The organism is Paenibacillus agaridevorans, assembly GCF_018604145.1.
GTDB classification, from domain to species: Bacteria; Bacillota; Bacilli; order Paenibacillales; family Paenibacillaceae; genus Pristimantibacillus; species Pristimantibacillus agaridevorans.
This window is the reverse complement of sequence record NZ_CP075889.1, coordinates 1,994,927-2,017,707: the sequence shown is the minus strand read 5'-3', so window position 1 is coordinate 2,017,707 and position 22,781 is coordinate 1,994,927. Positions and strand designations below refer to the sequence as shown.

The 22,781-nt window shown below is 53.1% G+C and carries 14 protein-coding genes; all 14 read right to left on the bottom strand.

Translation table 11 applies throughout. The annotated features are described in order from the left end of the window. Positions 1-144 precede the first annotated feature (144 nt). The gene (locus KJW29_RS08135) at positions 145-1,128 is read right to left on the bottom strand and encodes a carbohydrate ABC transporter permease (protein WP_214629377.1); all 984 of its coding nucleotides are present in this window, start codon (positions 1,126-1,128) and stop codon (positions 145-147) included. Then, positions 1,125-2,009, bottom strand: a complete 885-nt coding sequence (locus KJW29_RS08130) for a carbohydrate ABC transporter permease (RefSeq protein ID WP_246608638.1) — start codon at positions 2,007-2,009, stop codon at positions 1,125-1,127. The genes KJW29_RS08135 and KJW29_RS08130 overlap by 4 nt, the downstream gene beginning before the upstream one ends. Continuing rightward, positions 2,002-4,269, bottom strand: a complete 2,268-nt coding sequence (locus KJW29_RS08125; protein WP_214629376.1) for a DUF5696 domain-containing protein — start codon at positions 4,267-4,269, stop codon at positions 2,002-2,004. Before KJW29_RS08125 ends, KJW29_RS08130 begins: the two co-directional genes overlap by 8 nt. Continuing rightward, positions 4,262-6,316, bottom strand: coding sequence for a YIP1 family protein (locus KJW29_RS08120; protein WP_214629375.1), 2,055 nt, complete (start codon positions 6,314-6,316; stop codon positions 4,262-4,264). The genes KJW29_RS08125 and KJW29_RS08120 overlap by 8 nt, the downstream gene beginning before the upstream one ends. Then, positions 6,317-7,258 (bottom strand): carbohydrate ABC transporter permease, encoded by a 942-nt coding sequence (locus tag KJW29_RS08115; protein ID WP_214629374.1) that lies wholly within the window; start codon positions 7,256-7,258, stop codon positions 6,317-6,319. A 3-nt stretch (positions 7,259-7,261) separates the two neighbouring features. Beyond that, positions 7,262-8,245 (bottom strand): carbohydrate ABC transporter permease, encoded by a 984-nt coding sequence (locus KJW29_RS08110; RefSeq protein ID WP_214629373.1) that lies wholly within the window; start codon positions 8,243-8,245, stop codon positions 7,262-7,264. After that, the gene (locus tag KJW29_RS08105) at positions 8,235-11,207 is read right to left on the bottom strand and encodes an extracellular solute-binding protein (protein ID WP_214629372.1); all 2,973 of its coding nucleotides are present in this window, start codon (positions 11,205-11,207) and stop codon (positions 8,235-8,237) included. The genes KJW29_RS08110 and KJW29_RS08105 overlap by 11 nt, the downstream gene beginning before the upstream one ends. Before the next feature lie 14 nt (positions 11,208-11,221). Beyond that, positions 11,222-12,370: an ABC transporter ATP-binding protein gene (locus tag KJW29_RS08100; protein ID WP_214629371.1), complete on the bottom strand. Its 1,149-nt coding sequence runs from the start codon at positions 12,368-12,370 to the stop codon at positions 11,222-11,224. Between the two features lie 338 nt (positions 12,371-12,708). Then, positions 12,709-13,020 carry a rhodanese-like domain-containing protein gene (locus tag KJW29_RS08095; protein WP_187100159.1) on the bottom strand — a complete coding sequence of 104 codons (312 nt, stop codon included), beginning with the start codon at positions 13,018-13,020 and terminating at the stop codon, positions 12,709-12,711. 87 nt (positions 13,021-13,107) lie between these two features. Continuing rightward, positions 13,108-16,191, bottom strand: a complete 3,084-nt coding sequence (locus KJW29_RS08090; protein ID WP_214629370.1) for a VWA domain-containing protein — start codon at positions 16,189-16,191, stop codon at positions 13,108-13,110. Next, complete coding sequence (locus KJW29_RS08085) at positions 16,175-18,172, bottom strand: vWA domain-containing protein (protein WP_214629369.1); 1,998 nt, start codon at positions 18,170-18,172, stop codon at positions 16,175-16,177. Before KJW29_RS08085 ends, KJW29_RS08090 begins: the two co-directional genes overlap by 17 nt. Positions 18,173-18,218: 46 nt before the next feature. Further along, positions 18,219-19,295: a DUF58 domain-containing protein gene (locus tag KJW29_RS08080; RefSeq protein WP_214629368.1), complete on the bottom strand. Its 1,077-nt coding sequence runs from the start codon at positions 19,293-19,295 to the stop codon at positions 18,219-18,221. Continuing rightward, positions 19,292-20,281: an AAA family ATPase gene (locus KJW29_RS08075; protein ID WP_214629367.1), complete on the bottom strand. Its 990-nt coding sequence runs from the start codon at positions 20,279-20,281 to the stop codon at positions 19,292-19,294. Before KJW29_RS08075 ends, KJW29_RS08080 begins: the two co-directional genes overlap by 4 nt. Before the next feature lie 546 nt (positions 20,282-20,827). After that, entirely contained in the window at positions 20,828-22,732 is a 1,905-nt protein-coding gene (locus KJW29_RS08070) for a DUF8809 domain-containing protein (protein ID WP_214629366.1), read from the bottom strand. Positions 22,733-22,781 lie beyond the last annotated feature (49 nt).

Below are 22,781 nucleotides of genomic sequence, written 5' to 3'. Positions count from 1 at the left end.
CTAAAAATCCGTAAGCAAGCATCCAAGGCTGTAAGTTGCAAACGGCTGCCGAAGGCAAAAAAGCAAGCCCGGCAGCCGTTTCATATGGTTTGGATTGTTTATAATCGATTGTATTCCTCAGGATGCCAGCGTGGTAATCGTTTTTTACTCTACAAGCCCGGTACGCTCAATTCCCTCGGAAAACCAGCGTTGTGTAAATGTATAGATAATAAGGGGAGGCAAAATAATGAGAAAGGCCGCGGCCATCTTCGGTCCTTCCGAAATCGGATCTTTCCCTACGCCTGCATTGAAGTTAATCGCGCTATTGCCCATAAGCTCCTGCTGCATCAGGTTAAGCCTTAACGACAAAGGTAAAAACTCCTTATTAAGAAACATCGAAGGTTCATAATACATATTCCAGTACCAGATAAATGAAAACAGAAAAACGACAATGATGGCCGGGCGAGCCAGCGGCAGCATAATGCGAAAAAACAGACGATATGCGCTCGCCCCATCCATTTTGGCAGCCTCCTCCAACGCTTTCGGCTGGGTCAGGAAAAACTGGCGAAATATAATGATGAATAACGCTCCTCGCAGCCCCTGGGCAAACATAGCCGGAATAATGAATACCAGCGGGGTGTTCAGCCAGCCGAGCTTACCGAAAATCGTGTACATCGGGATGATCGTAATTTGCGGCGGAACCATAAATGTGATGATAATCAAAACAAAAGCCGCCGCCTTCCCCGGGAAACGCAGCCTCGCCAACGCGTAGCCCGTGATTGCACAAGATATAACTTGCAAAAGCGAGCACGACAGAGCGATAACAAGCGTGTTCGTGAAAGCCTCAGGGTAGTGAAGTCCTCGCCATGCATCGGCCAGATTTTGGCCATGGAGCTTGCGCGGAATCCATTGGACGACCGGATCAATCAGATCGCTCACCGATTTAATCATAGTAGACATCATATAAAATAGTGGCTGTAAATATAAAAAAGTAATGACAGCCAGCAAAAAATAGATGAGCGCTTTTGCCAGCCAACCGTCGTTCAGATTTTGTCCTAGGAGCACTTTTTTCACTCGCCCCGCCTGCCGGCTTTGCATATACTGCCTGATATTCATTTTAACCTGGTAATAGCCCTCTGTAATTTTCATCGGAAGCCTCCCCGCTTTATTACCGAACGGTATGTTATCCAGAGCACCGCACCCAGCAGGAATAGAATGAGTAGGAAATACATCCAAGCCTGCGCGCTTGCGTAACCGTATCCCGTTTGAGGGCGAAACATATTATCTCTTACCGTATACATCACCGGATTGAAAGGAAAGGTGAATAAATCTACGACTGTGAATATGGCATTAAGCCCAATAAATGGAACCATCTCCGGCAGTGTTATTTTCCAGAAGCTTTCCCACGGCGTTGCGCCGTCAATGCGGATGGCTTCATATACGGAACGGGAGATGGTTTGATAGCCCGCAATAAAGATTAGAATCTGCACGCCCGAATACCATAAAATAATAACTGCCTTGCTAAGCACATTCAGCAACGGCTCGGCGATTCTCGGCCCCACGAATTCCCGGATCACCCCGTCAAGATTATACTGTGCAATAAACGGCAGCTTACCTGCCCCCTGACCGAACAATTCCATCAATACCTGTCCCGTGGCGAAAATAACCGGAAGGAAAAAGATGGCCCGAATCAGCGACCTGCCGGGAAGTCTCTGATTCAGCAGCAGTGATACAAAAAATGAGAATATGAGGATAAGCGGTATGATTAGCAACATTTCTTGAAAATAGGTAAGAAGTTGGATCGGATAGATGTTATCCTCCGTTAGCACACGCCGGAAATTTTCGAGCCCAACCCATTCATATATAAAGCCGTCGTTGGTCAAACGAACGTTATTAAAGCTGTTGAATAATGACCAGCCCACCGGAAAGCCAACAAACGCCGAAAAACCGATGGCCCATGGCAGCATAAACAGGTATCCGGTACCGTAATCTTTCAAGCGGAAGCTCCAATATCCCTTTTGCCTACTCACGGTAAGCCCCTCCTTTCTCCACCTTGAATGTGCTGCCGTTATAATCGACAGTCACCCGGCTCCCATCATCATAGGTCATCGTATAGACGCCCTCTGCCTGCTTGACATGTTTCACCATCTGAAGATGGAGCAGTGGCGCCAACTGATCGAACTTCTTATACTCCTCGATGACCCGCTCCTTCCAAACCCCGTATTCACTACTGTACACATGTTCATAATGCGTTCCTTTAAGCTCGCGGCTGCGAGTATAGGTTAACCGGAAGAATGGAATCGCTCCATATTCGATCGCTTTAAGCATCTCTTTGTCGTACTCGTTGCGGAAATTGCCTTCTTTACCGGAATACAAGACAAAACCGTGTACCGCCATCGGATAAAAAGGAACTGTCTCATCCACGAAATAATCGTAGCTCGATTCCAGTGGGAAATTGGTGAGCAAATCGCTCGCAACCAAACTATAATCGTTGCCGCGCCCAGTGGAGGATAAACCGAGCCGCTCTTGCGTATATGCCAACAGCGACTTGTACAGATGAGCCGTGTCCTCCCGTTGGACTCCTCCATCGTCATAGTCGCGGAAAACAGTACTGCCCGCTCCATCAAATAGAAGTCCGTTCACCCCCAGCTTCTCCAGCTTATCAATCGTATCCTTGGCTGTTCGGACAGCTGTTTCAGGTTTCAGCAGGAAGGTGCCTCCGCGCGTCTGAAATACCGTGGTATCGATGCTGCGGATACCTTCTGTTTTCATGGAAAGCTGTGTCGCGTCGATTTTCATTGAAGCGAGAGAATCCTTCAACAGGACTGGAAATCCCCGCTGCTGCATGCCAGTCGTAAATTGCCGCAACCCCTTTGCTCCTCCCAGCTTTTGCTGTACAGGAAAGCGCCGATCCGTTTCCCCGGTGCCGCCCGCCTGCCAACCTTCATAGACAATAGTCATATTGGCGACTCCCTCGGAGACTAGCTCAGCTATCATCTGCTCGGCCTGCACGAAGGTTGTCGTCGGTACATAGCTTCTGCCGCCGAACGCATCCTTTGTACCTCCGCCCACAAGACCTAATTGAAGCGGAATATGCTCAAAGGGTGTCACTTCTTTAGGCAGCTGATGCGTCTGAAGCAAATAATCACGATAGGCAGCCGCCATCCCGCTATAATCGGCCTTCTCCCCGGATAGCAGCCGGTATTCAATAACCCGATCTTGGCGGATACGCTCCTTCTGCACGGAATTGACCGGCTGGGCCATCATGCTGACCTTGCGCCAATACTCCTCTCGATAAGCAAACTTCGCCCCGATGGAGTGGTAGCTGGTCTGAACGCCGGCTGGCATTGCAGTAATACGCGTCGTATATTTGCCGTCTTTGACAATAGCCGCATAAGCCTGATCCCCGCGCTTGATGCCGAATACGGGGTAAGCAATCGCCTCCTGCGGAACCTTCTTCTCCTGTAGATTGGCCGGGTCATCGTCATAAATCATATAATCATAGCGGTTGCCGGAAGGAGGTCGAATGCCGTTATAGTAGACAAGTCCGCCCGGACCGTCCGGAACAAACAGATACCCTTCCTCTTCTGTGCCCGAAACCGCCCCGAAATAAGGCAGCAGCTGCAAGGAGAATAAATAATTGTCGCCATTTTCTTTAATTCCCTGCGTCGGAACGGTCACCTCCAGTCCATGTTCCGTTAGCTCATAACGTATGGCAAACGTTAAAAAGAGCTTGGGATAGTGATAGGTAATCTCAACCCCCTGCTCCGTTAGAATCGCTGTTTTGTCCACATTCTCCTCCAAGGCGTTCGTCATATTTCGTTGCGCCTTGCCCGCGCTCACATATTCCAGTACAAATGGCGATTCCAGATTCGAAAGAATCATGCCCTTAACCGTTTCTGCGGCTAGTTGATCCTTGGAGGGATTGCTGCACCACAGAAAACCGCTGGTTTTATCCAGCACAGCAATCTGGGTTGTGTCAGGCGCAAAGAATAGCGTAAAACTAGAATTTTCAGTAACGGTCGCAAAGCCATTCTCATTAAGCTGCTTCGGCAACCAGGCTTCGCCCTGCGCCAGCGGAATAAAGTGTTCCATACGCTCAGAGATGCCCATCTCCCGCAGCCCTGGCAAAGTATCCCGATTCCCCCAGGCGATTACGCCCGCCAAAGTAGCGGCCAGTAGAAGCAGTACGACAAATAACCGCTGCCTAGGCTTCCGTGGCCATAGCTGCAACCATTTCAGTGGACGATGCACGTTTTCAACATACCGATTAACATTCGGATCAGCCATAGAACGTCACCTCCCGGTAAATTTGCTTCAAAAAGTCAAACAGGTTAAAACTCAGGCCCGATAAAATAACAGTGAATATCCAGATGATTGCAATAGTAAGGAGAGTAATAACTGCAATTTTCAGCGATTCTAGGAAATCAAAGTTATGAATGACCTGATTCATAATAAAAAATTGGATCGCGATCCATATCCACATGACCTGAGTGATCGCATCGACCAGAATTCGCTCTTCCAGTACTACGATGTTCGATAGAATGATAGCTGGCAGCATTAGTACGATATAAGGCACCAGGGCGTAGACGCTTGCCTGTAGCACCTCTCGAAACCGTCCTTCGCCGCCTTTCACGGCACTGACGAGATAATTGGCTATAATCCAAGTTGTCCATGGCACGAGCAGCAGACAAACCTCCAGCAGCAAGTTCACCTTGCTCAAATCATAGGGATGAAAGATAAACCCCATTTTGAAGATAGAAAGCAAGCGGACGGCTATTGCAAGCAGCACGATCGTCAAAATCATAGCCCACGATATGGTGCGCTCTTTCAGACGGTAGAAGCCCTCATACGGATGAAGCAGCATGTACCATGCGTCCCTGGCTTCCCTTCCATACTGAATGGCAAAGGCCGGCCACGCCCGCCCTTTGACAAACCTCCTGATACGCTTGAAAAAATAACGTAAAAGTAGAGCGAATATAGCTAGTAGTACTACAGCAAAAAATAAGTTGTTTTGTATCCAGTTATTGCGGATGTTCCAGAAAGCTTCGGAGTAGCCGGCAGCGTCGAATGAATCCCGAAAGTGGTCCATTGCTTCCTTATACCGCTTCTCATGCAAGGCAATTTCCCCAAAACCTTTGTAGGGCAGATTCATCATGCCATTCTGCTCCACCACTTCCTCCCAATAGGGTTTGCTTTGCTCGTAGCTGCCTTCCGTATACAGCTTCACCGCTGTCAGAAAGCTATCTCCGAAAGCAGTCCGTTTAAAAACTTGCAAGACATTCAAACTGCTGTCGGCAACCCAAAGCTCCTTCTTGCTGTTCACCCCCAGACTTGTCGGATAATTGACAATGCCATGCTGATGTGCCAATTTATCCGAAGCCCCGAAGTACAGAAGCACTTGGCCATAAGGATCATAGACTGATATTTCTCCCGACTCGCTGTTCATGCTATACAAAAAACGATCCGAATCAATTGCGGTATCCACCAGCTTGCTTTCGTAAAAGGATTTATTTAAAAAAGCATCCACACCGCCGGCATTCAGCTTTTTAATTTGGCCTTTGTCAACGCCGAAGCTGGTCGTCAGTAGAAAGCGATCGGTAGAATACGTCACATTAGAAATCGCCCCGGGACGTTTGGCCACTTCTTGATCGAGCTGATGCTGATTAAGAATCGACCGCTTCAACCGTGTCAGCCAATCAATTTGGGTTTTATTAACGCCAAAGAAGCCTGTGAACTGGCCTTCCCCGTTCATCCTCAGCAGCCCCTGATAGGAATCTTTATTCACGATGTACATGACGCCCCTATGATCCACAACCAGCTTGGTTGGCACATAGAAGTATCCCTCAGGCAGCAGAGACGATTGCGGCTTATTGAAGGCGCGAACAAATTGCCCCTCCGCTTCGTATACGACCACCCGTTTATTGCCCGTATCGGCCACGTAGATCATACCATCTCCGGTAACAAATACACCTTCCGGCGCATTCAGGCTGCCCTCGCTTTCACTTCCCTCCTCACCAATCGAACGGAGGTAGCGCCCCTGCTGATCGAACACCACTATACGGTTGTTCCCGGTATCTGCGACATAAACCAGATCATCGGCGGTGATATATAGATCGCTTGGCTCCGATAAGGGCACATCGATATCTGTGTAACCGATTACTTGTCCGGGTACATAAATCGGTTGAATCCTGATCGCCCGATTTGTCTCTTGATCCATAAACCAGGTTGAATAAGGCAGACTGGCCGAAGCCTTCGGCGGAAATAAAGTCGCCATAGCAAGCTGCAGCCCTGCAAAGCAAGTAACTAGCAGCTTCAATGAGATTCGTCCTTTCATTTATTTCACCCCCGAATGCAGCATCGTCTGAATCATTTTGCGCTGAAACAGGAGAAACATGATGAGGTTTGGAATAAACATCAACAGCGCCGCCGCTGCCGCCATATTTTGACCGGCCACGCTGTTCTGAAGATTGATCGTCAGGCTCGACACATAAAAGCCGATCGTCTTCATCGTTTCCTTCGTCGTGTATAGTGTTGAGCCTTCTATATCCAGGTAAACCGCTTGGAACGTTATAATCGATATTGTTGCTACCGCAGGGGCCGCAAGCGGTATCATAATACGCGTAAAAATATACAAATCATTCGCTCCATCGAGTTTTGCGGCTTCTATTAGCGCATCCGGAATCTGATCAATAAATTGCTTCATCAGAAACACCGCTACCGGCGAAGCAATAAACGGCAATATATGAGCCAGGTACGTATTTGTAATACCGAGGCTGCTTACGATCAGATATCGGGGGATCGCTACGGTCTCGGGCGCAAACATAAGCGACAGCAAAATCATCGATAGTATGAGGCCTTTGAAGTGAAATCGGTGCTTGGAGAGTACATATCCCGCCATCGTGCTGACCAGAATGACAACAACAAGCGAAAGAAAAACGACAATGACGCTGTTGAATAAATAACGGGTAAATGGCACGACAGCTGCTCCCGCATGCAAAAATAGCTGCTCGAAATTGCGCATCGTCGGCTCCTTCACCCAAATCGTAGGCGGGAACAAGAATAGCTCATTCATCGGTTTAAAGGCATTGTTGAACAAGAAAATAATGGGCAGCAGCATAAAGAATGCCAGGCCGATAAAGCAAACAATAAGCAGGGATCTAGATATGGAAACCCGTTTGAGCTTGGAGAGCCTTAAGAATAAAGGTTTCTGGCAGCTCCTGAAGAGCTCCGAAGTCCTGGACAACTGTGAAAGCTTTGGAGGCGGCAATTGGGTCATCGACTATTCCCCCTCCTTTGCAGCAAATAAACGATAGCAAAACCGCATAACCAGATACGAGATAACTAATAGAACTACCGAAACTGCCGAGGCATAACCCCATTCATAACGTAAAAATGCGTAATCATCGATATGATTCGTCATCAAATGGCCAGAATAGCTCGGCGTAATGGCTAGGCCTGTCAACTGGGTCGAGATAGCGCCTGCCTTAAGAGTTCCTACTATGGCCATCACCGCACTAAACAGCATCTGCGGTTTCATTGACGGTATTGTAATGTAGTACGCTTCTTGCAGCACATTCTTGATTCCGTCAATTCGCCCAGCCTCGTACAGCTCCGTATTTACGGTCTGCAACCCGCCCAGCATAGCGAGAAAACCTACGCCCATACTTGTCCATAACGTCACGATAATCATAATGTTCATCAAATATTTCGGATCCTGCAGCCACAGCTGCGATGTCTCAATCAGCCCAAGTTTAAGCAGGATATTGTTCAAATAGCCTACACGATCTCCGCTGAAGGTAGCGATCCAAATAACGGACAGCGCTACTCCCCCTGCCATCGAAGGCGCATACAGAGCCAGTGTAAAGTAGTCGCGAATATTCCGGGGCAACTGATGAATGAACCAGGCAAAAACAAAGGACAGCGCGTAGCCCCCTGGCCCTACGATTAGTGCAAATTTGAACGTATTGGGCAGCGTGTGCTTCATAAATACAATGTCTTGCGTCAGCAGGGCGATAAAATTATGGACGCCGATAAATGCCGGAAACGAAAAACCATTAAACGAGGTAACGCTGAGCAACAGGGCCATGAGCACTGGAATTAATATAAAACCGCAAAAAGCGATAAGAAACGGCGCCAAAAACAAATAGGACAGCCGGCTATTCCAGCATTCCCTAAAGAATCGGCGGAACCGCCGAACGAAGCGGGCTCCCCCAGGCGAGGAAGGCGATCCCTCAGCTGGAAGAGTCAGACTTTTATTGTTCATTCGCAGCGACTCCTCCTTTCAAGCTTTTGCTAAATTTTTCTTCACTGCGCGTTATATTCAGATTCGTATCCGGTCCAAAGCCAAACTCCTTCTGCTTGCGCGTCATTTCCCTCTGCAGCGATATCGCTGCCTTGCGAAGCGCTTCATTGGGCGGCATGACGCTCAGCACTGTGTTATTCCAGGCAAAATCCATTTCCCTTCCCAGAAAGTAATAACCCGGCACGTATGGCATATTTCGCCCCCAGCTTGCCTGCTCGGTAAGCACCCGCATATCCTCCTCGGGCCATGGCACATCCTGCAAAGCCTCCAGATTGGCCGAATTCCAACGGTATTCAATCCCCGCGAACGATTCTATATCATTAGCATAGCTGGCTTGCGTGTCCCGCGAGGTCCACCATTCAAGGAACTTCCACGCCTCATCCTTTCGCTCGCTTTTCTCCATCACCATTGCGGCTGTCGTGCTCTGAGCCGACCAGCGAACAACCGTTCCATCCTCCTTTAACCGCCCCGGCAGCGGCGCCATTTTCCACTTGCCGCTAATTTCCGGTGCCGCTACACTAAGCTGGATATACGTATTGTAATCAGCAATGCCGATGGGAATATCACCGAAACGGAAATGGTTAAAAAAGGCCGGAACCTCCTTCGGCACGTTGTAGATGCTGAACAAGTCCGTCCATCTCCGAAATGCAGTCTGTGCCGCCTCGCTATCGATATTCGTCCGCATCCCATCTTCGGTATAAAACTCAACCCCCTCCTGATAGAAGGGCATAATAAATTCTTTCGCGGGGTAATAAAGCTCCATGCCGTTCTCCTGCAGCGTTGGCATTAGGTCCAGCATCTCATCCCAAGTATCCGGCGGATGAAGGCCAAGCCGTTCAAAGACATCGGTCCGATAAAACATCACGGCAAAAGATTGAGTTTCCGGCAAGCCATAAATGCCCCCGTCATACGCGTAGGAACGCATCACACCTGGGCTAAACCGCTGCACAATTTGCTCGAAACCCGGCTGCACGGATAAGTCCGCTGCTGCTCCGCGCATCGCATAGTCAACCGGTGTTTCCATTCCTATGCCCAGCGCAATATCCGGTTGATCTCCGGCTGCATTACCCAGCATAAGCACATTGGTGCTTGGCATCAGATTCACGTTGACCTGTATGCCAGTACGAGGAGTGAAATCAGCCTCAATCATTTTTTGCAGCAAATCGACATAATCCCGCCCCCGTTGCACCCAAATGGTAAGCGCTTCGTCCTCATTCAAATCCTTTAAATCATATTGTTGAAAAAAGGTGCGCACAAAATTATGCGTACCGTAGCTGATTCTGTCCCAGAGACCCGGCAGCTCCAGCTCCGGCTCAGCTTCTCGCTCGCGTACGACCAGAAAGTCCAGCAGAAGCGCCTGGCTTTCCATCGGCTTAAGCCATGTATTGATGCTCGTTTGAATATCCGCAAATACCTTGATTTGATTAGGAATATCATTGACATTCTCAAGCAGCTCTTCGAGGTTGTTCATGGCCGCAGAAATGGCCGTAGTCGGATCGGTCACATGCTGATTCAGGCCATTGGCATAATCCCGAACCGTCCGAAGTCGTTCGATAACGTCGGATAGCTTGGTCTCGATGTGCGGATCATACGTCTTTAACTGCCAGTTCCTTCCTGTATCCAGATTTGAGCCGCTCCCGCTGCCGTAATTGCCGGAAATCAGACGAATTTCCCGCTCCACAACGCTTAGATCCGTCAGTGCGTCCCGCAAGGACTGCACAGCAGGGGCAATCAAAGCGCTATCGGCGATAAGCCTGAGTTGATGATCTCCTTCTTCCAGCCAGAAGAGGTAAGGTTGTCCCAAGTCATCCATGAATGGCTTGATCGTCATATCCGCTTGAGCCGGCAAGGCATAATGCAGCAGCTCGCGGAATGGCACCTTCCCGTCCAGCAGCACAGTGCGATATACAGCTGCCTTGCCGTTATAGGCCTGCAAATACTTCATGTCAATTACATACCAACCGCTTGAAGGAACGGTAAATGCCCACTCAATCCAGTCCCCGGCCTGCTGCCAGCGTTCTCCGCCAATCGTATTATAAACAAGCCTTCCTTTGGGATCGGGTGAAATATAAGGCTCCGCCAGGCTTTGTGTCTGAATCCCTATCGCAGATTTGGCAGCATACTGCTCAGCCTCGATAACCGTATACCAGCTGCTGCCTGGTAATTCGACTGGGGTAGAGTTAGCTGCTACATAGTCGGCATACGACGGAATCCGTTGGGGAGCGGCAAAAATTAAAGAAGCCAGCACTACTGGCTCACGTCCCCCTGTCATCCGAATCGTGTTTTTCCCCTTCTTGAGCGGCCACAAAAGCGGCTCCGACGACACCGCATAATCTACTACCTGCAACGTGCTCCATTTGCTTATTTCGGTCTGCACCGGACGAATTTCGTTGCCGAGCCCGTTGCGCTCATACGGATATTGGCCGTCCTTCCAAAGCCTCTCGAGTATGATTCGCTCCGCTTCCTGATACGGATAACGCTCGTTAATCTGGATGCCGCGTGCGATACTCGCATAGCTGCCCTTTAGTGGAAAATATTCAACCGTAAGCGCATACAAACCCTCCTGCGGAACCTCCACCGTCCACTCAATCCAGCCTTCAGAACTCGTCCAGTCGATCACGTTTCCCTTTTGCTCATCGTTGCGTGCTTGGATCTGGCTGTCATGCGAAATTGCTGAATAGTCCACCGCTTGGATCATAATTTTCCCAGGCTTCATCTCCTCAGCCTGATTGCCGCGCAGCCAATCCGCATACACCGGTAACGGTTGCGCTTTAGGATCGGAAGGCTCCGCAAGAACAGCTCCCAAATGGATCGAGTTGGCTTGATACTCGGGAAACAACTGTTCTTCCTTAAAATGACCTTTTGATATCCACAGCATAAGGATTAGAAACAGGATAAAGCACCAGCTGATTATTTTCCGCATCGAGTATTCTCTCCTCATACGGAACCCCCCCGAAGCAAAAGCGATTCCCCGCTCTCCCGCTCGAATAGATGCACTTTATCCATTCGCAGCACCAACTTGATCGTATCCCCTATGCGCACGGGTATATGGGCATCCGCCCTCGATACGATGGCAGTCCCCCCCAGATCGGTATGTATATAAGTATCAGAACCCATGGGCTCTTTCATTGCAACGGTTACTTGAACCTGCCACTCGCCATACGGCTCGGCTTGCAAGGCATCAGCGTCACATAGCACATGCTCCGGGCGCAGCCCAAGCACAACCTGCCGCCTGCTGGTCGGCAGCCCTTGACTCATTCCTTGCAAGTGCCGTGCATATGCCTTCGGCAAAGGCAGCCTCAAACGTCTATTTTCAAAATAAAAACCATCCTCATGTAAGGCAATTATCCCGTCAATGAAATTCATTTGAGGTGATCCAATAAAACTCGCTACAAATTTATTTGACGGTTCATCATAGAGAATCTGCGGAGCGGCCACCTGCTGAATTCTGCCATCGCGCATGACCACGATCCGTGTGCCCATTGTCATCGCTTCTGTCTGATCATGCGTCACATAGACGAAAGTGGTCTGTAATTGACTGTGAATTTTAATAATTTCCGCACGCGTCTGCGCCCGAAGCTTGGCATCGAGGTTCGAGAGCGGCTCATCCATCAGGAATGCTTTTGGCTCGCGCACTAATGCGCGTCCCAATGCTACCCGCTGCTTCTGCCCTCCGGACAGTTGGGCGGGCCGCTTCGTTAATAGGTGTGAGATTTCAAGCATTTTGGCCGCCCGGCTGACGCGCAGCTCCACCTCATGCTTAGCCACCTTGCGCAGTTGCAGGCCAAGTGCCATATTTTCATAGACCGACAAGTTCGGATATAGCGCATAATTTTGAAACACCATCGCAATATCCCGATCCTTTGGCGATACATAGTTCGTAAATTTGCCGTCGATGTAAATATTCCCTTCAGATACATCCTCGAGTCCGGCAAGCATTCGCAGTGTTGTAGACTTGCCGCAGCCAGACGGGCCAACCATAACGAGAAACTCCCCATCCGCCACTTCGAGATGAAAATCGTTTACCGCGGGATTGGGCTCACCCTTGTAATGTTTGTATACATGTTGAAACACCACGTTTCCCATAGTTCTAAAAGCGCCTCCCCTCAGCTTGTCCGCAAAGCTTTCAAAGCTTTCTTTTATTATCTAATTTATCGCCCCGTCCCCGCTTCCCGCCTTTGTTACTCTAAGTTTACAGGGGGAGAATGGCAGCGTCTTTGCAAATCTTATTGTTTCTTGTTCGCTCGTATTACTTATGATAGTCCCATCCTTTAGAGAGCGTTTGCATTTTATTGACTTGTTTGATGCATGCACATTTACATTCACAAAGCCACATCAATAAAAAAAAGGTATCTCAAGGACAAAGTTCAAGTCCCAAAGATACCGTTTTTTATACCGGATGTTGCCCATCATTAAAACAGATGCTACTTTCCTTCGACAATTTCGCCTTGCCACGCCAGCATGCCGCCAGCGACATTAACGACGTCAAAGCCCTGGAGCGTCAAAAATTCGCATACGCGTCCGCTGCGTCCGCCGCTGCGGCAAATAAAGACAACTTCGCCCTCCACGTCATGCACTTCGTGTGCGCGCGCTTGGAATTGAGAAAGCGGAATGCTTCGCGCTGAGCTGATATGTCCCTCTTCCCATTCGTCAGGCTCGCGGACATCGATCAGATTTAAAGCTATGCCTTGGTTCAACTGCTCCTGCAGTTCGTCGGTCGTCATTTCGCGGTACATCGTTCCATCACCTTTCACCTTGGAAATTAAGCTTTCCTAGCATTGTAACGCGGCTGGACCGTCTCTGTCCAATCCAGCGCAACAAGGCTACTTTCCGCCTCGGTTATTGGATCTATTTTTGGCAGCGAGCAGCCGGTTCATCGTTCCTGCACCATCTGGCTGCCGTGACGAACTCGGATTCGCCGACTTAGATGCGGGCTGTGACTTGTTCGACGAATCGCTTTGCCGCGATTGTTCTTGTTGCGAGCGTTCATGCTGCGCATCTGGCTTAGGCGCGGAGCCACGAGAGCTAGGCGATGGAACGGGAGGCGCCGTCGGCCGAGTGCCGGAACGATCCGGAACCGATGCGCTTTGCGAGGGTGACTTCGGTTCGGTCGATTGCTCCATTCCAGTTGGTAGTTTGGCTTGCCCTTCCAACTGTTTCCTCGTAAGTTCTACGCCAGCCGCCTTCCCGCTATCATCCGCTCCATAAAATCGGGAGCTGGCTGCCGCCTTTCGTTTCAACTGCCCAAGAGCGGCAGCGGTTGTCGTAGCTCCACCGTCCGCTCGCCCCACGACGTTGCTTCGCACTTGAAGCCGAGCTATCGCCTGGCCAACCAGCAACCTCCATGGAATCGATAATCGGCGCACGGCTATGTCCAACAGCCATAATAATAAAATCGTAATCAGCATCTCTCGCGTCCAATCATAAGCTTCCCTTCGAACCGTCTTATCGCCGCGGAAGGCTAATAGCGCATCCTCCAGTCCCAGCTCTCTCCCGCCTGTAAGGGATGCTATCCGCGCAAGCGTCTCTCCGCCTTTGTCATCCTGTATGCGATACTCCGGCGAATAAGGGATGACGAGACCCGCCGTCTGTCCGCCTTCCGATACGTATTGGCCTTCCTTCGACAATTCCCCCACTTTTGCGAGATAGGCTCCAGGCTGCAAACTTCCGATCGACGCCTCGTATTGCCCCGGCGCAACAGGCATCAGCTCCGTCGGTTTCGCGGAACCGCCCTTAGCCAATCCTTCGATTGTCGCACCAAGTTTCGTATTGCCGCCTGCGCCCGCATCGCTGCTGTTTTCTACCTTTAACAACCCGGCTCCGCCCGTCATTTCTGCCGATACCCGGTAAGGCGTGCTGTCGAATTGCGGGAACGTCCACTTCACCCATTCTGCGAACACCTTCGGAAACGACTCCCACTGCATCCATTGCGGTGACCACTTGCCAGTAACGTCGCTTGTCCATGCAACGGTCCGTCCGGAGCCGTATTGCCATCTGGCCAGCACGGGATCTCCCTCCGGCGACCATAGCGCCACCTCGACAAGCTCCTTGGAGGTTGTCGCAATATACGCCTGTAGGGGCGGTACGCCTTCCTTCCATAACGACGCCCATTCTCCGCTGCTGCCGATTGCCGGGACGAACTCGCCGTCCACCACATACGTTCTGGTCATCAGGACCGTCTCGCGGCTGAAAATGGCAGGCAGCGTACTTTGATCCCGCGTAAAATAATACCGGCCCTTCGCATCATTCGCCAGACGCTGGAGGAGCGCCTGATCCGCGCCGTCTCCAACCGCCACAGTCGACAGCGTCATCAGATGATCGTTCATGGCATCCGTGATGACGGAGTAATTCCCCGCGCTTCCGGACTGTCCGTCCGTCAGAAGAATCATATGCTTCCGTTCCGCTTCCAACTCAAGCAACCCTTGATAACCCGATTCCAGGGCCGTATAGATTTCCGTGCCGCCTTCAGGCTGAATTCCCTGAATGTTCTCGATGACGTCTTCCCGGTTCGACAGCTTAGTCGGCTCGACGACCCACCAAGGCGCGGAGTCGAAGGCGACGACGCCTACCGTATCCTCGTCCCTCATCAGCTCCACGGTGCGAATGGCAGCTTCCTTGGCAAGCTCCAGCTTGCCGTCCGACATGCTTCCCGAACGGTCGATCACAAGGACAAGACCAAGCGAAGGAATCTTTTTCCTGCCCTCAAGATCCATACGGACGGGAAGCGCATCCTCGATAGGGGTTTTGAAGTAACCGCCAAGCCCGTAGGACTGCTCGCCGCCAAGCATCATGAGGCCGACTCCGTAATCGGAAACCGCGGACCCCAGCCACTCCATAGGTTTCTCCGCAATGCGGGTTGCAGGGACATTATTTAAAATAATGCTGTCATATGCCGCGTATTCCGCCAGCTCCTGGGACAACTGCTCGGGCTCAATCGTGTCAAAGCCGATCGAGGAAGAAGCAAGCGCCCCCTCCAGATTGACGGATGACCCCGGATCTCCTTCGACGATGAGCACTTTGGGAGGACCATTGACGCGGCTAAAAGCATAACCGCTGTTGTTTGCCGCCTGCTCGTCTCCATCGACGTGAATTTCGGCGCGGAATCTGTGGAAGCCGGGTTCAAGCGCCGTACTTTGCAAAATAAAGCTGTTATCGCCAACCTCCAGTTGTAAGTCGCCGATGCTTAGCTGTTGATCGTTCTGGTAAATCCGTAGCTCGGCTTCCCCGGAGAAGGTGCTCTTGATTGTAATCTCGAAACCGAAGGTTTCGCCTTGCTTCAAGGAGGCGGGCACCTTGAGCTCTTCCAAAGCGGCGTCCCGCTTGAGCTCCGACGTCATCGGCACCACGTCCACTGTGATGCCGCCATCCTTCAGCATTCTGGCTGCGCGAGTGGCATCGCCGCTATTCTCCGAGCCGTCCGACAGAACGACAAGTCGTCCTCCGCCTTGTTCTCGAAGCATCGCGGCGGCAAGCTGAAGACCTTTGGCCAGGTCCGTGTACCCGTCCGACAGCCCCGTCCGGAACCGGTAGTTATCCTCTTCGGCTAACGCTTCCGAGGTTAACCCGCGGTCTACGACAGCGGATAATCCAAACGATACGATGCCACCGGCATCGTTTTTGTCCTTGTCGCGCCAAGACTCCGCGATCCATTGGCCCATACGCGGATCTTCATTCATGCTGGCCGAACGATCCGCTACGAACACCACGTTGCGTTGCTCTTGCGTGCGATAGGGCTGCACTTGCGCAAGCAGAAGTACGATAAGCAGCAGGATAATGGAACGAATCGATATCGCCGCGACTTTGCGCGCGCCTGAAAGTCGGCTTGCCGTCCGGAGCATCCAAATGACATAAGCTGCCCATGGCACAAGCAGCCATAGAGCTAACGCATGCTCAACCGATATGCCCACGGCGGTACACCTCCCACTCCAGCATAATCAAGCCCAGCAGCAAGACGGCTGCCCAATGGATCAAGGATTGCTGCATGCCGTTGTTTTGCTTTTGTCCGGCATTAACGGTTTGATTGTCTTCATCATTTTGTTGCACGGAGTGAAACGCAAGCTGTTCGCCAGAAGGTGAACGAACGGCCTTCAGCTCCTCCATATCCGGCGAAACGGCCAGTAAGCGGGAGGCGATCAGTCGGCCTGTCGCATCGCGTTCTTCCAGACGATAGAGACCCGGCACATCGGGAACGCGTATTTGACTATCGTTCCGTTCCACCTCCAAGGCAGAGCTGCCGGTCTCTTGTTCGCGCGAAATGAGCTCAGGACCGTCCAGCTTCGCCCACCGGGCTGTCTCCGTCTCCGCTTGCAGCGCGACAGACATAGAAGACCCGGCAAGACCGGATCCCAGCTGGGGCAGCGAGCTGCCGTTCATCCACTCCGCGGCTTGCACGATAAGAATGGGAAACTCCGGCCTAAGCGGCAGATCCGTGTCCTGCAGGTTAAAGGTAAAACGAAGGCGAGGACGTCCCTGCTCCGTTCCGGCAATAATTGCGGGATATCCCCCATACGTAAGAACAGGATCTCCCCATGCCGCGTCTTGACCGCCAGGCTCGTACAAACGCCCGATATGCGTGTCCTGCAACGTAATGTATGCCGTAACGGGATGCTCCAAGGCCTTCGCTTCCGTACTTGTCGGTACAACCGTGCCAGTGCCTTCCGCTACCGGATGATCCATATTCCATAGCGGCATGCCGCCAAGCCAATCCGCCCAACCTGCCGATTCCTTCAGCTGTTCTAGCTGACCATCTACGAGAACCCAGTCCAGGTCGCGGGCGATCTCCCCTGTCGGCGGAGGTTGATCGGGACTGCTTTTTACAATCTGAACGCCAGCCAGAGCAAGTGCTTTTTCCAGGAACATGTTGCCGCTAGTGACAAGCAACGCTTTGCCTGTCTGAGAACCTTGCGGAAATTGGAATGCCATGTTATCCGCCGCAATGAAGTCCGGCTCGCCTTGAAGCTCCGCAGTATAGTAATCGGCCGGAGGCAAGACGTCCGTCTCCTCGCTTTGCCAGCTCAGAGCATCCGTCTCCATGTCCACTTCCGTACGGTAAACTTCGCCCTCATCCAGCACGAATGCCTTTATTGTCACGTTATAGATTCGAGAATGCTCGCTATCATTGCGCACCGTAACGGTCGCAAGTTGATGCCCCGGAGAGCTTCCGGATTCGCGCAGGCCAAAGCTTAGAATTGAGCCATTCTCAAACGGTGAGTCTGCCAACTCTGAGGGTCCAGCATGCCATCGCTCCGTTTTCGCGTTCAGCAGCAGCTCCGAAGCTTCCTTTGCGTCGATCCATTCCCCATCCGTCAGTACGATCGTCTGACCACCCTCCCCGCCATGAAGGGAATCTGCAAAGGATAACGCAGCCGAGTTGTCGGATCTGCCGTAGAACGGAACGATGCCGTCCAGAATCTCGGCCAGCCGTCGATGGTCGCTCTCGCGAGACGCCAGAACCTCAGGCTCCGCGCCAGAGACGACAAGCGAGATCGGTCTCCCGGACGGCTGCTCCACCAGCCAAGCCTCGGCTTGCCGGAGTCCGTGCTCCAGTCTGGTCAAACTCTCGGGTCCTTCGTCGCCCCTACTTGCGCTCATGCTGCCCGAACGGTCGATAAACAACACGGCATGTCCATCCGGGGAAGCCGCCCCCCATCTCACGGGCTGCATAAGCGCAAGCACTGCAATAAGCGCGGCAAGCAGCTGCAGAAGCAGCAGCCACCTGCTCCGCAGCTTCTGCCAAGGCCGGTTGGCTTCCTGCTCTCGCAGCAGGCGGTTCCATAACATATGGCTGGGCACGACGGTATCGGTATATTTTTTTTTGAGGATGTACATAAGCGCGATAATAGGCAAAGCAACTGCGAACCAAGCGGATGCTGCCGATAGGAACTGCATGCCGATATTGTCCCCCTTTCTTCATGATGCGAATGAGTACCAGCCCCTAAAGCCGCAGCGTATTCGGAATTGTGGCAAGACTGGCTACTATATCGGAAATGGATCTGGATGTGTCGATGAAGACAAACGGGATGCCGCGATCGGCGCATTGCCGTCTCAGCTCGTCCTGAAATTCTGCCAGCGTTTGACGGTATTGTCGCAGCAAGCCGCCTGACAACGCCACTTCCTTGCCAGTGCCGAGCTCCGCGTCGATCAACCTTAATTCCCCATCCAGGCGCGGATCGAGCTCCTGCGGAGACAACAATTGGACGAACACGACATGCTGACCGGCAGCTGCAAGAGCGAGCAGCATCTCCGCGATCCCCGATTCATACCAGCCATCCGTAAACACCCAGCTCACCCCTGCTCTTCTGGGCAATCTCCCCGGCTGCCGGAAGGGCCTAGACAAATCGGAGATACTGGCATCTGCTTTCAGCGTCTCTGGAGTGTTAATTGAAGGGGATGCTGCAGAGCTCGCTGGCTTCTGATCGGAGAAGCCGATTCCTGCTGCCGTCGTCTCTGACCGTTTAGGCGGAAGGTCTGCTGCCGGGCTCGATGGTTTCTGATCGGCCAAGTACCGAAACAGATGCAACGATGACGCGCGGCCGCCTGCCAGCCGCACACCTTCGTCCATCCCTTGTCCGGCGAACGTTCGGACGGAGAGACGATCGCCGCCGCACAAGGCGGCGTATCCGACGGCTGCCGCCAGACGGAGGGCGCATGTCAGCTTATTAGCCTCTTCTCCGCCGAAATTTGACATGGAAACGGAAGTATCTATATACAACGTAGCATGCAGCTCCTGTTCATCCCAATATTGGCGAATGAACGGTTTGCCCGTTCGTCCGTACACGTTCCAGTCGATCCGTCTAATATCGTCGCCAGGCGCATACGGTCTGTAATCCGCGAATTCCTGGGAGCCGCCGAGCGAGGTCGATCGTCGTTTGCCTGCCAATGTCCCTTGCACGCGGCTTCCTCCGGCCAGACTCATTCGCTCCAGCTTTGCGAGCAGTCCGGACTCCGGGAACAAATAAGAGAAGGACTCGTCTCCGCCCTTTATCTGCCGGAGCTCCTTCGTCGAAGTCATCGCTTGGCCTCGATCTCGCGAATAATGGACATCGTCATGGCATCCGTATCCATCCCTAGCGCCTGCGCTTCGTAGCTAAGCACGATGCGATGCCGCAGAACTGGCAGCGCGACATCGCGGATATCTCCCCATGACACATGAAGCCTGGCGGAGGCTAGCGCTTTGACCTTCGCTACGGACACAAGCGCCTGCAGCGCTCGCGGTCCTGCTCCGAATCTTGCATATCGCTTGATCTCTTCCGGCGAATCCGCTTCGCCGGGATGGGTCATCATGACAAGCTTGACTGCGTTATCCAGCACATCTTCGGAGACAAGCAGCTCCCTCGCCGCGGCTTGCAGCTCCAACAGCTCGCTGCCGCTAATGATCGTGCTCGCGCTTGGTTTCGCGCTTGTAGTCGTGCGGCGAACGATTTCCTTTAGATCTTCCCGCGTCGGATAATCCACTCCGATCTTCAACAGGAATCGGTCCAACTGCGCTTCCGGAAGCGGGTACGTACCCTCCTGCTCGATCGGATTTTGAGTAGCCAATACGAAGAACGGCCGAGGCAGCTTATGCGTCTCGCCGCCTGCCGTTACCGTGCCTTCCTGCATCGCTTCCAGCAACGCGCTCTGCGTCTTGGGCGTCGCGCGGTTGATCTCGTCCGCCAGCACGAGATTGCCGAAGATCGGTCCCGGCTGGAATCGCTGCGCTGCGGCTCCTGCCGCGCCGAAGTCGATCAGCGTCGTCCCCGTAATATCCGACGGCATCAGATCCGGCGTAAATTGAATGCGGGAGAATTGCAGCGCCACGGCGTCAGCAACGGTGCGGACCAGCATCGTTTTGCCCAGTCCCGGAATTCCCTCCAGCAGAGCATGTCCGCCTGCCACAAGACACCAAAGGAGCTGATCCACAACCGTGCGTTGCCCCACGATTACCTTCCCGACTTCCTCCCTTAGCGCCGTAATCCGGCCCGCAGCCTCCGCAAGCTGCTCCTTCGACTCTATCATTGTTAATGCCTCCTCTTATGATCGCAGGGGCTTAGGGGTCCCTGTAGTATTCGAAATCTGCTTTTCTGAATCATGTTCTTTCTTTATAATCGCGTTCTTCTCAATCACTTTCACATCTTCCTGCCGCAACTCCAACATGAAAATGGCAAGGGTTTAATGACGATTCAACATGTGTGATATGTATGTGTATGAAATTTCATACACGTCTTTGACGATTGCCCATACGTGATACGTTTGGGTTTGAAATATCACATCTTTGACGATTCCTCTTGCACGATACGTTTGGGTACGAAAAATCATATACAATGGGGTGCCAGGTACTTTGAAGAGTGATTGAGTATGAGATTTCATACTCAATGGTGGTCAGAAGTTACTTGCTGAGCAGACGTGTACGAAATTACATACACGTCAATGACGGCTGCCCATACGCGATACGTTTGTGTACAAAACATCATTTCCGTCTTCCAGTCAGGTCCTTCTTTTACGTACTACAGTAACACGCCGACCCGTGAGGGCCGGCGCGCAATGCATGGAATCATGCAATCGTTAGTCCGGTTGTATTTGATCAAAGTATTGTTTGACTTTATCCTGCATACTGGCGGGCAGTTGAGTTCGTCCCAGTGTTCGCTTCGCTTCTGCGGCGTATTCGCCGTACACTTCGTTGTATGGTCGAGTGGTACCGTCGATCATCGGAGATTGTCCGCCATTCTGTGTGGTTCCACCAGTCGATGGACCAAAGTCGTTCTCAATCTGGCCCTCACCCTGCAAATTTCTGGGCGTTGTCACCAAGTCCCGACCGCCGACTCCTGATCCGGTACCAGAGCCTTGGCCCGCTCCGCTGCCAGAGCCTTGGCCCGCTCCGCTGCCAGAGCCTTGGCCCGCTCCGCTGCCGGAGCCTTGGCCCGCTCCGCTGCCGGAGCCTTGGCCCGCTCCGCTGCCGGAGCCTTGGCCCGCTCCGCTGCCACTGCCTTGGCCCGCTCCGCTGCCAGAGCCTTGGCCCGCTCCGCTGCCGGAGCCTTGGCCCGCTCCGCTGCCACTGCCTTGGCCCCCTCCGCTGCCGGAGCCTTGGCCCGCTCCGCTGCCACTGCCTTGGCCCGCTCCGCTGCCGGAGCCTTGGCCCGCTCCGCTGTCAGGGCTTGCCCCGCTTCCGCTGCCAGCGCTTGCCCCGCTGCCGCTGCCAGGGCTTGCCCCGTCGCCGCTGCCCGCTTGGCCAGGCGCCCAAGACGGCGGCACAGCGCCGCCCTGGGCGGCCAGCGACTCCGCCAGCTGGCGGCCGCTTTGCCCGAGCTGGCCCGCAGCCGCCCGGGCCAGCTCCTCCAGCTCGCCCTGCGTCAGCCCGCGGGCGAGCGCTTGCTCCAGGGCGGCGAGGCCATCGCCGCCCTCCTCGCCGCCGGCGGGCTCACCCTCGCCCGCCGAAGCTTCGCCGGCGTCGCGCACCTGCCGCGCCGCCTCATCCAGCGCCGCCGCGAGCTCGCCGGCGGCGCCTTCTTGCGGCTGCTGCCCGGCCAGCCGCTCCAACGCTTCCGCCAGCGCTTCGCGCTCCGCTGGCGACAGCTCCCGCAGACGCGAGCGAAGCTCGTCGATCGCGTCTGCGAGCGCTTCGGCGGCGCGGGCCTTCATTGCCTCGCCGATCTTTTTAAGCTCGCGCTGCTCCGTCATCGCGTCCGCTACAGCCTGCAGCCGCTGAGCGGCAGCCTGCGCTTCCTTTGCCGCGAGCTCCAGCTCCTTCATTGCCGCTTCAAGCTCCTTAAGCGCCTTCGCGGAATCGACGCCCGGCTCTTTGAGCTCCTTGCGCAGCTCGTCGAGCGGTTTCAGCAGCTTTTCCTTCTCCTCGTCAGGCAGCTCAAGCTCCTCAAGCTTTTTCTCGAGCTCCTCGCGTTCCTTTTCCATCTGACGGATCGCCTCGCTGGATTCCGCCAACGCTTTCGCCCTGTCATCCAACGGATTAGGCAACAGCAAAAGCAAAACGATCATCAACCATGCAGCTAACGCCCCAAATACGAGAGGGCGCCACCGTTTCCAGACAGGCCATGGCAAAGTTCGTCTCAAATCCGACGTATAACGTCTGGCGGCTTCTTCTGCCTCCTCGCGCTGCAATCGCACGATAATCTCATTAGCGGAACGAACGAAACCAGGCTCCTTCGGCATTAAACCTTCCAGGGCCGTCGAGATGGCATCTTGCGGTTCGCCCCGATCCATCTGCCTGGCCGCGTCGCGTACGCTTGCGCGCCGCCAGATCCCTAATCCGATGCCAACGACCAAGCCAGCGCCTACAACGATCAGTAGCATCTGCCGCGAATGCAGCAAAGGCCAAATCCGGCTGGCCGCAAGTATAATCGCGCCCGCCAAGCTCCCCCCGAGCAAGCCGTACAACCCCATCCGGGTCAGTGCGAATAAGGTCAGGCGCTTTTTCACTTTGCTCAGGTCATGCAGCAATGGATCCTTATTCATCCTGAACCTCCCCCTACAAAGTCATGTTTCTCCAGTTTTCTCGTTCCTT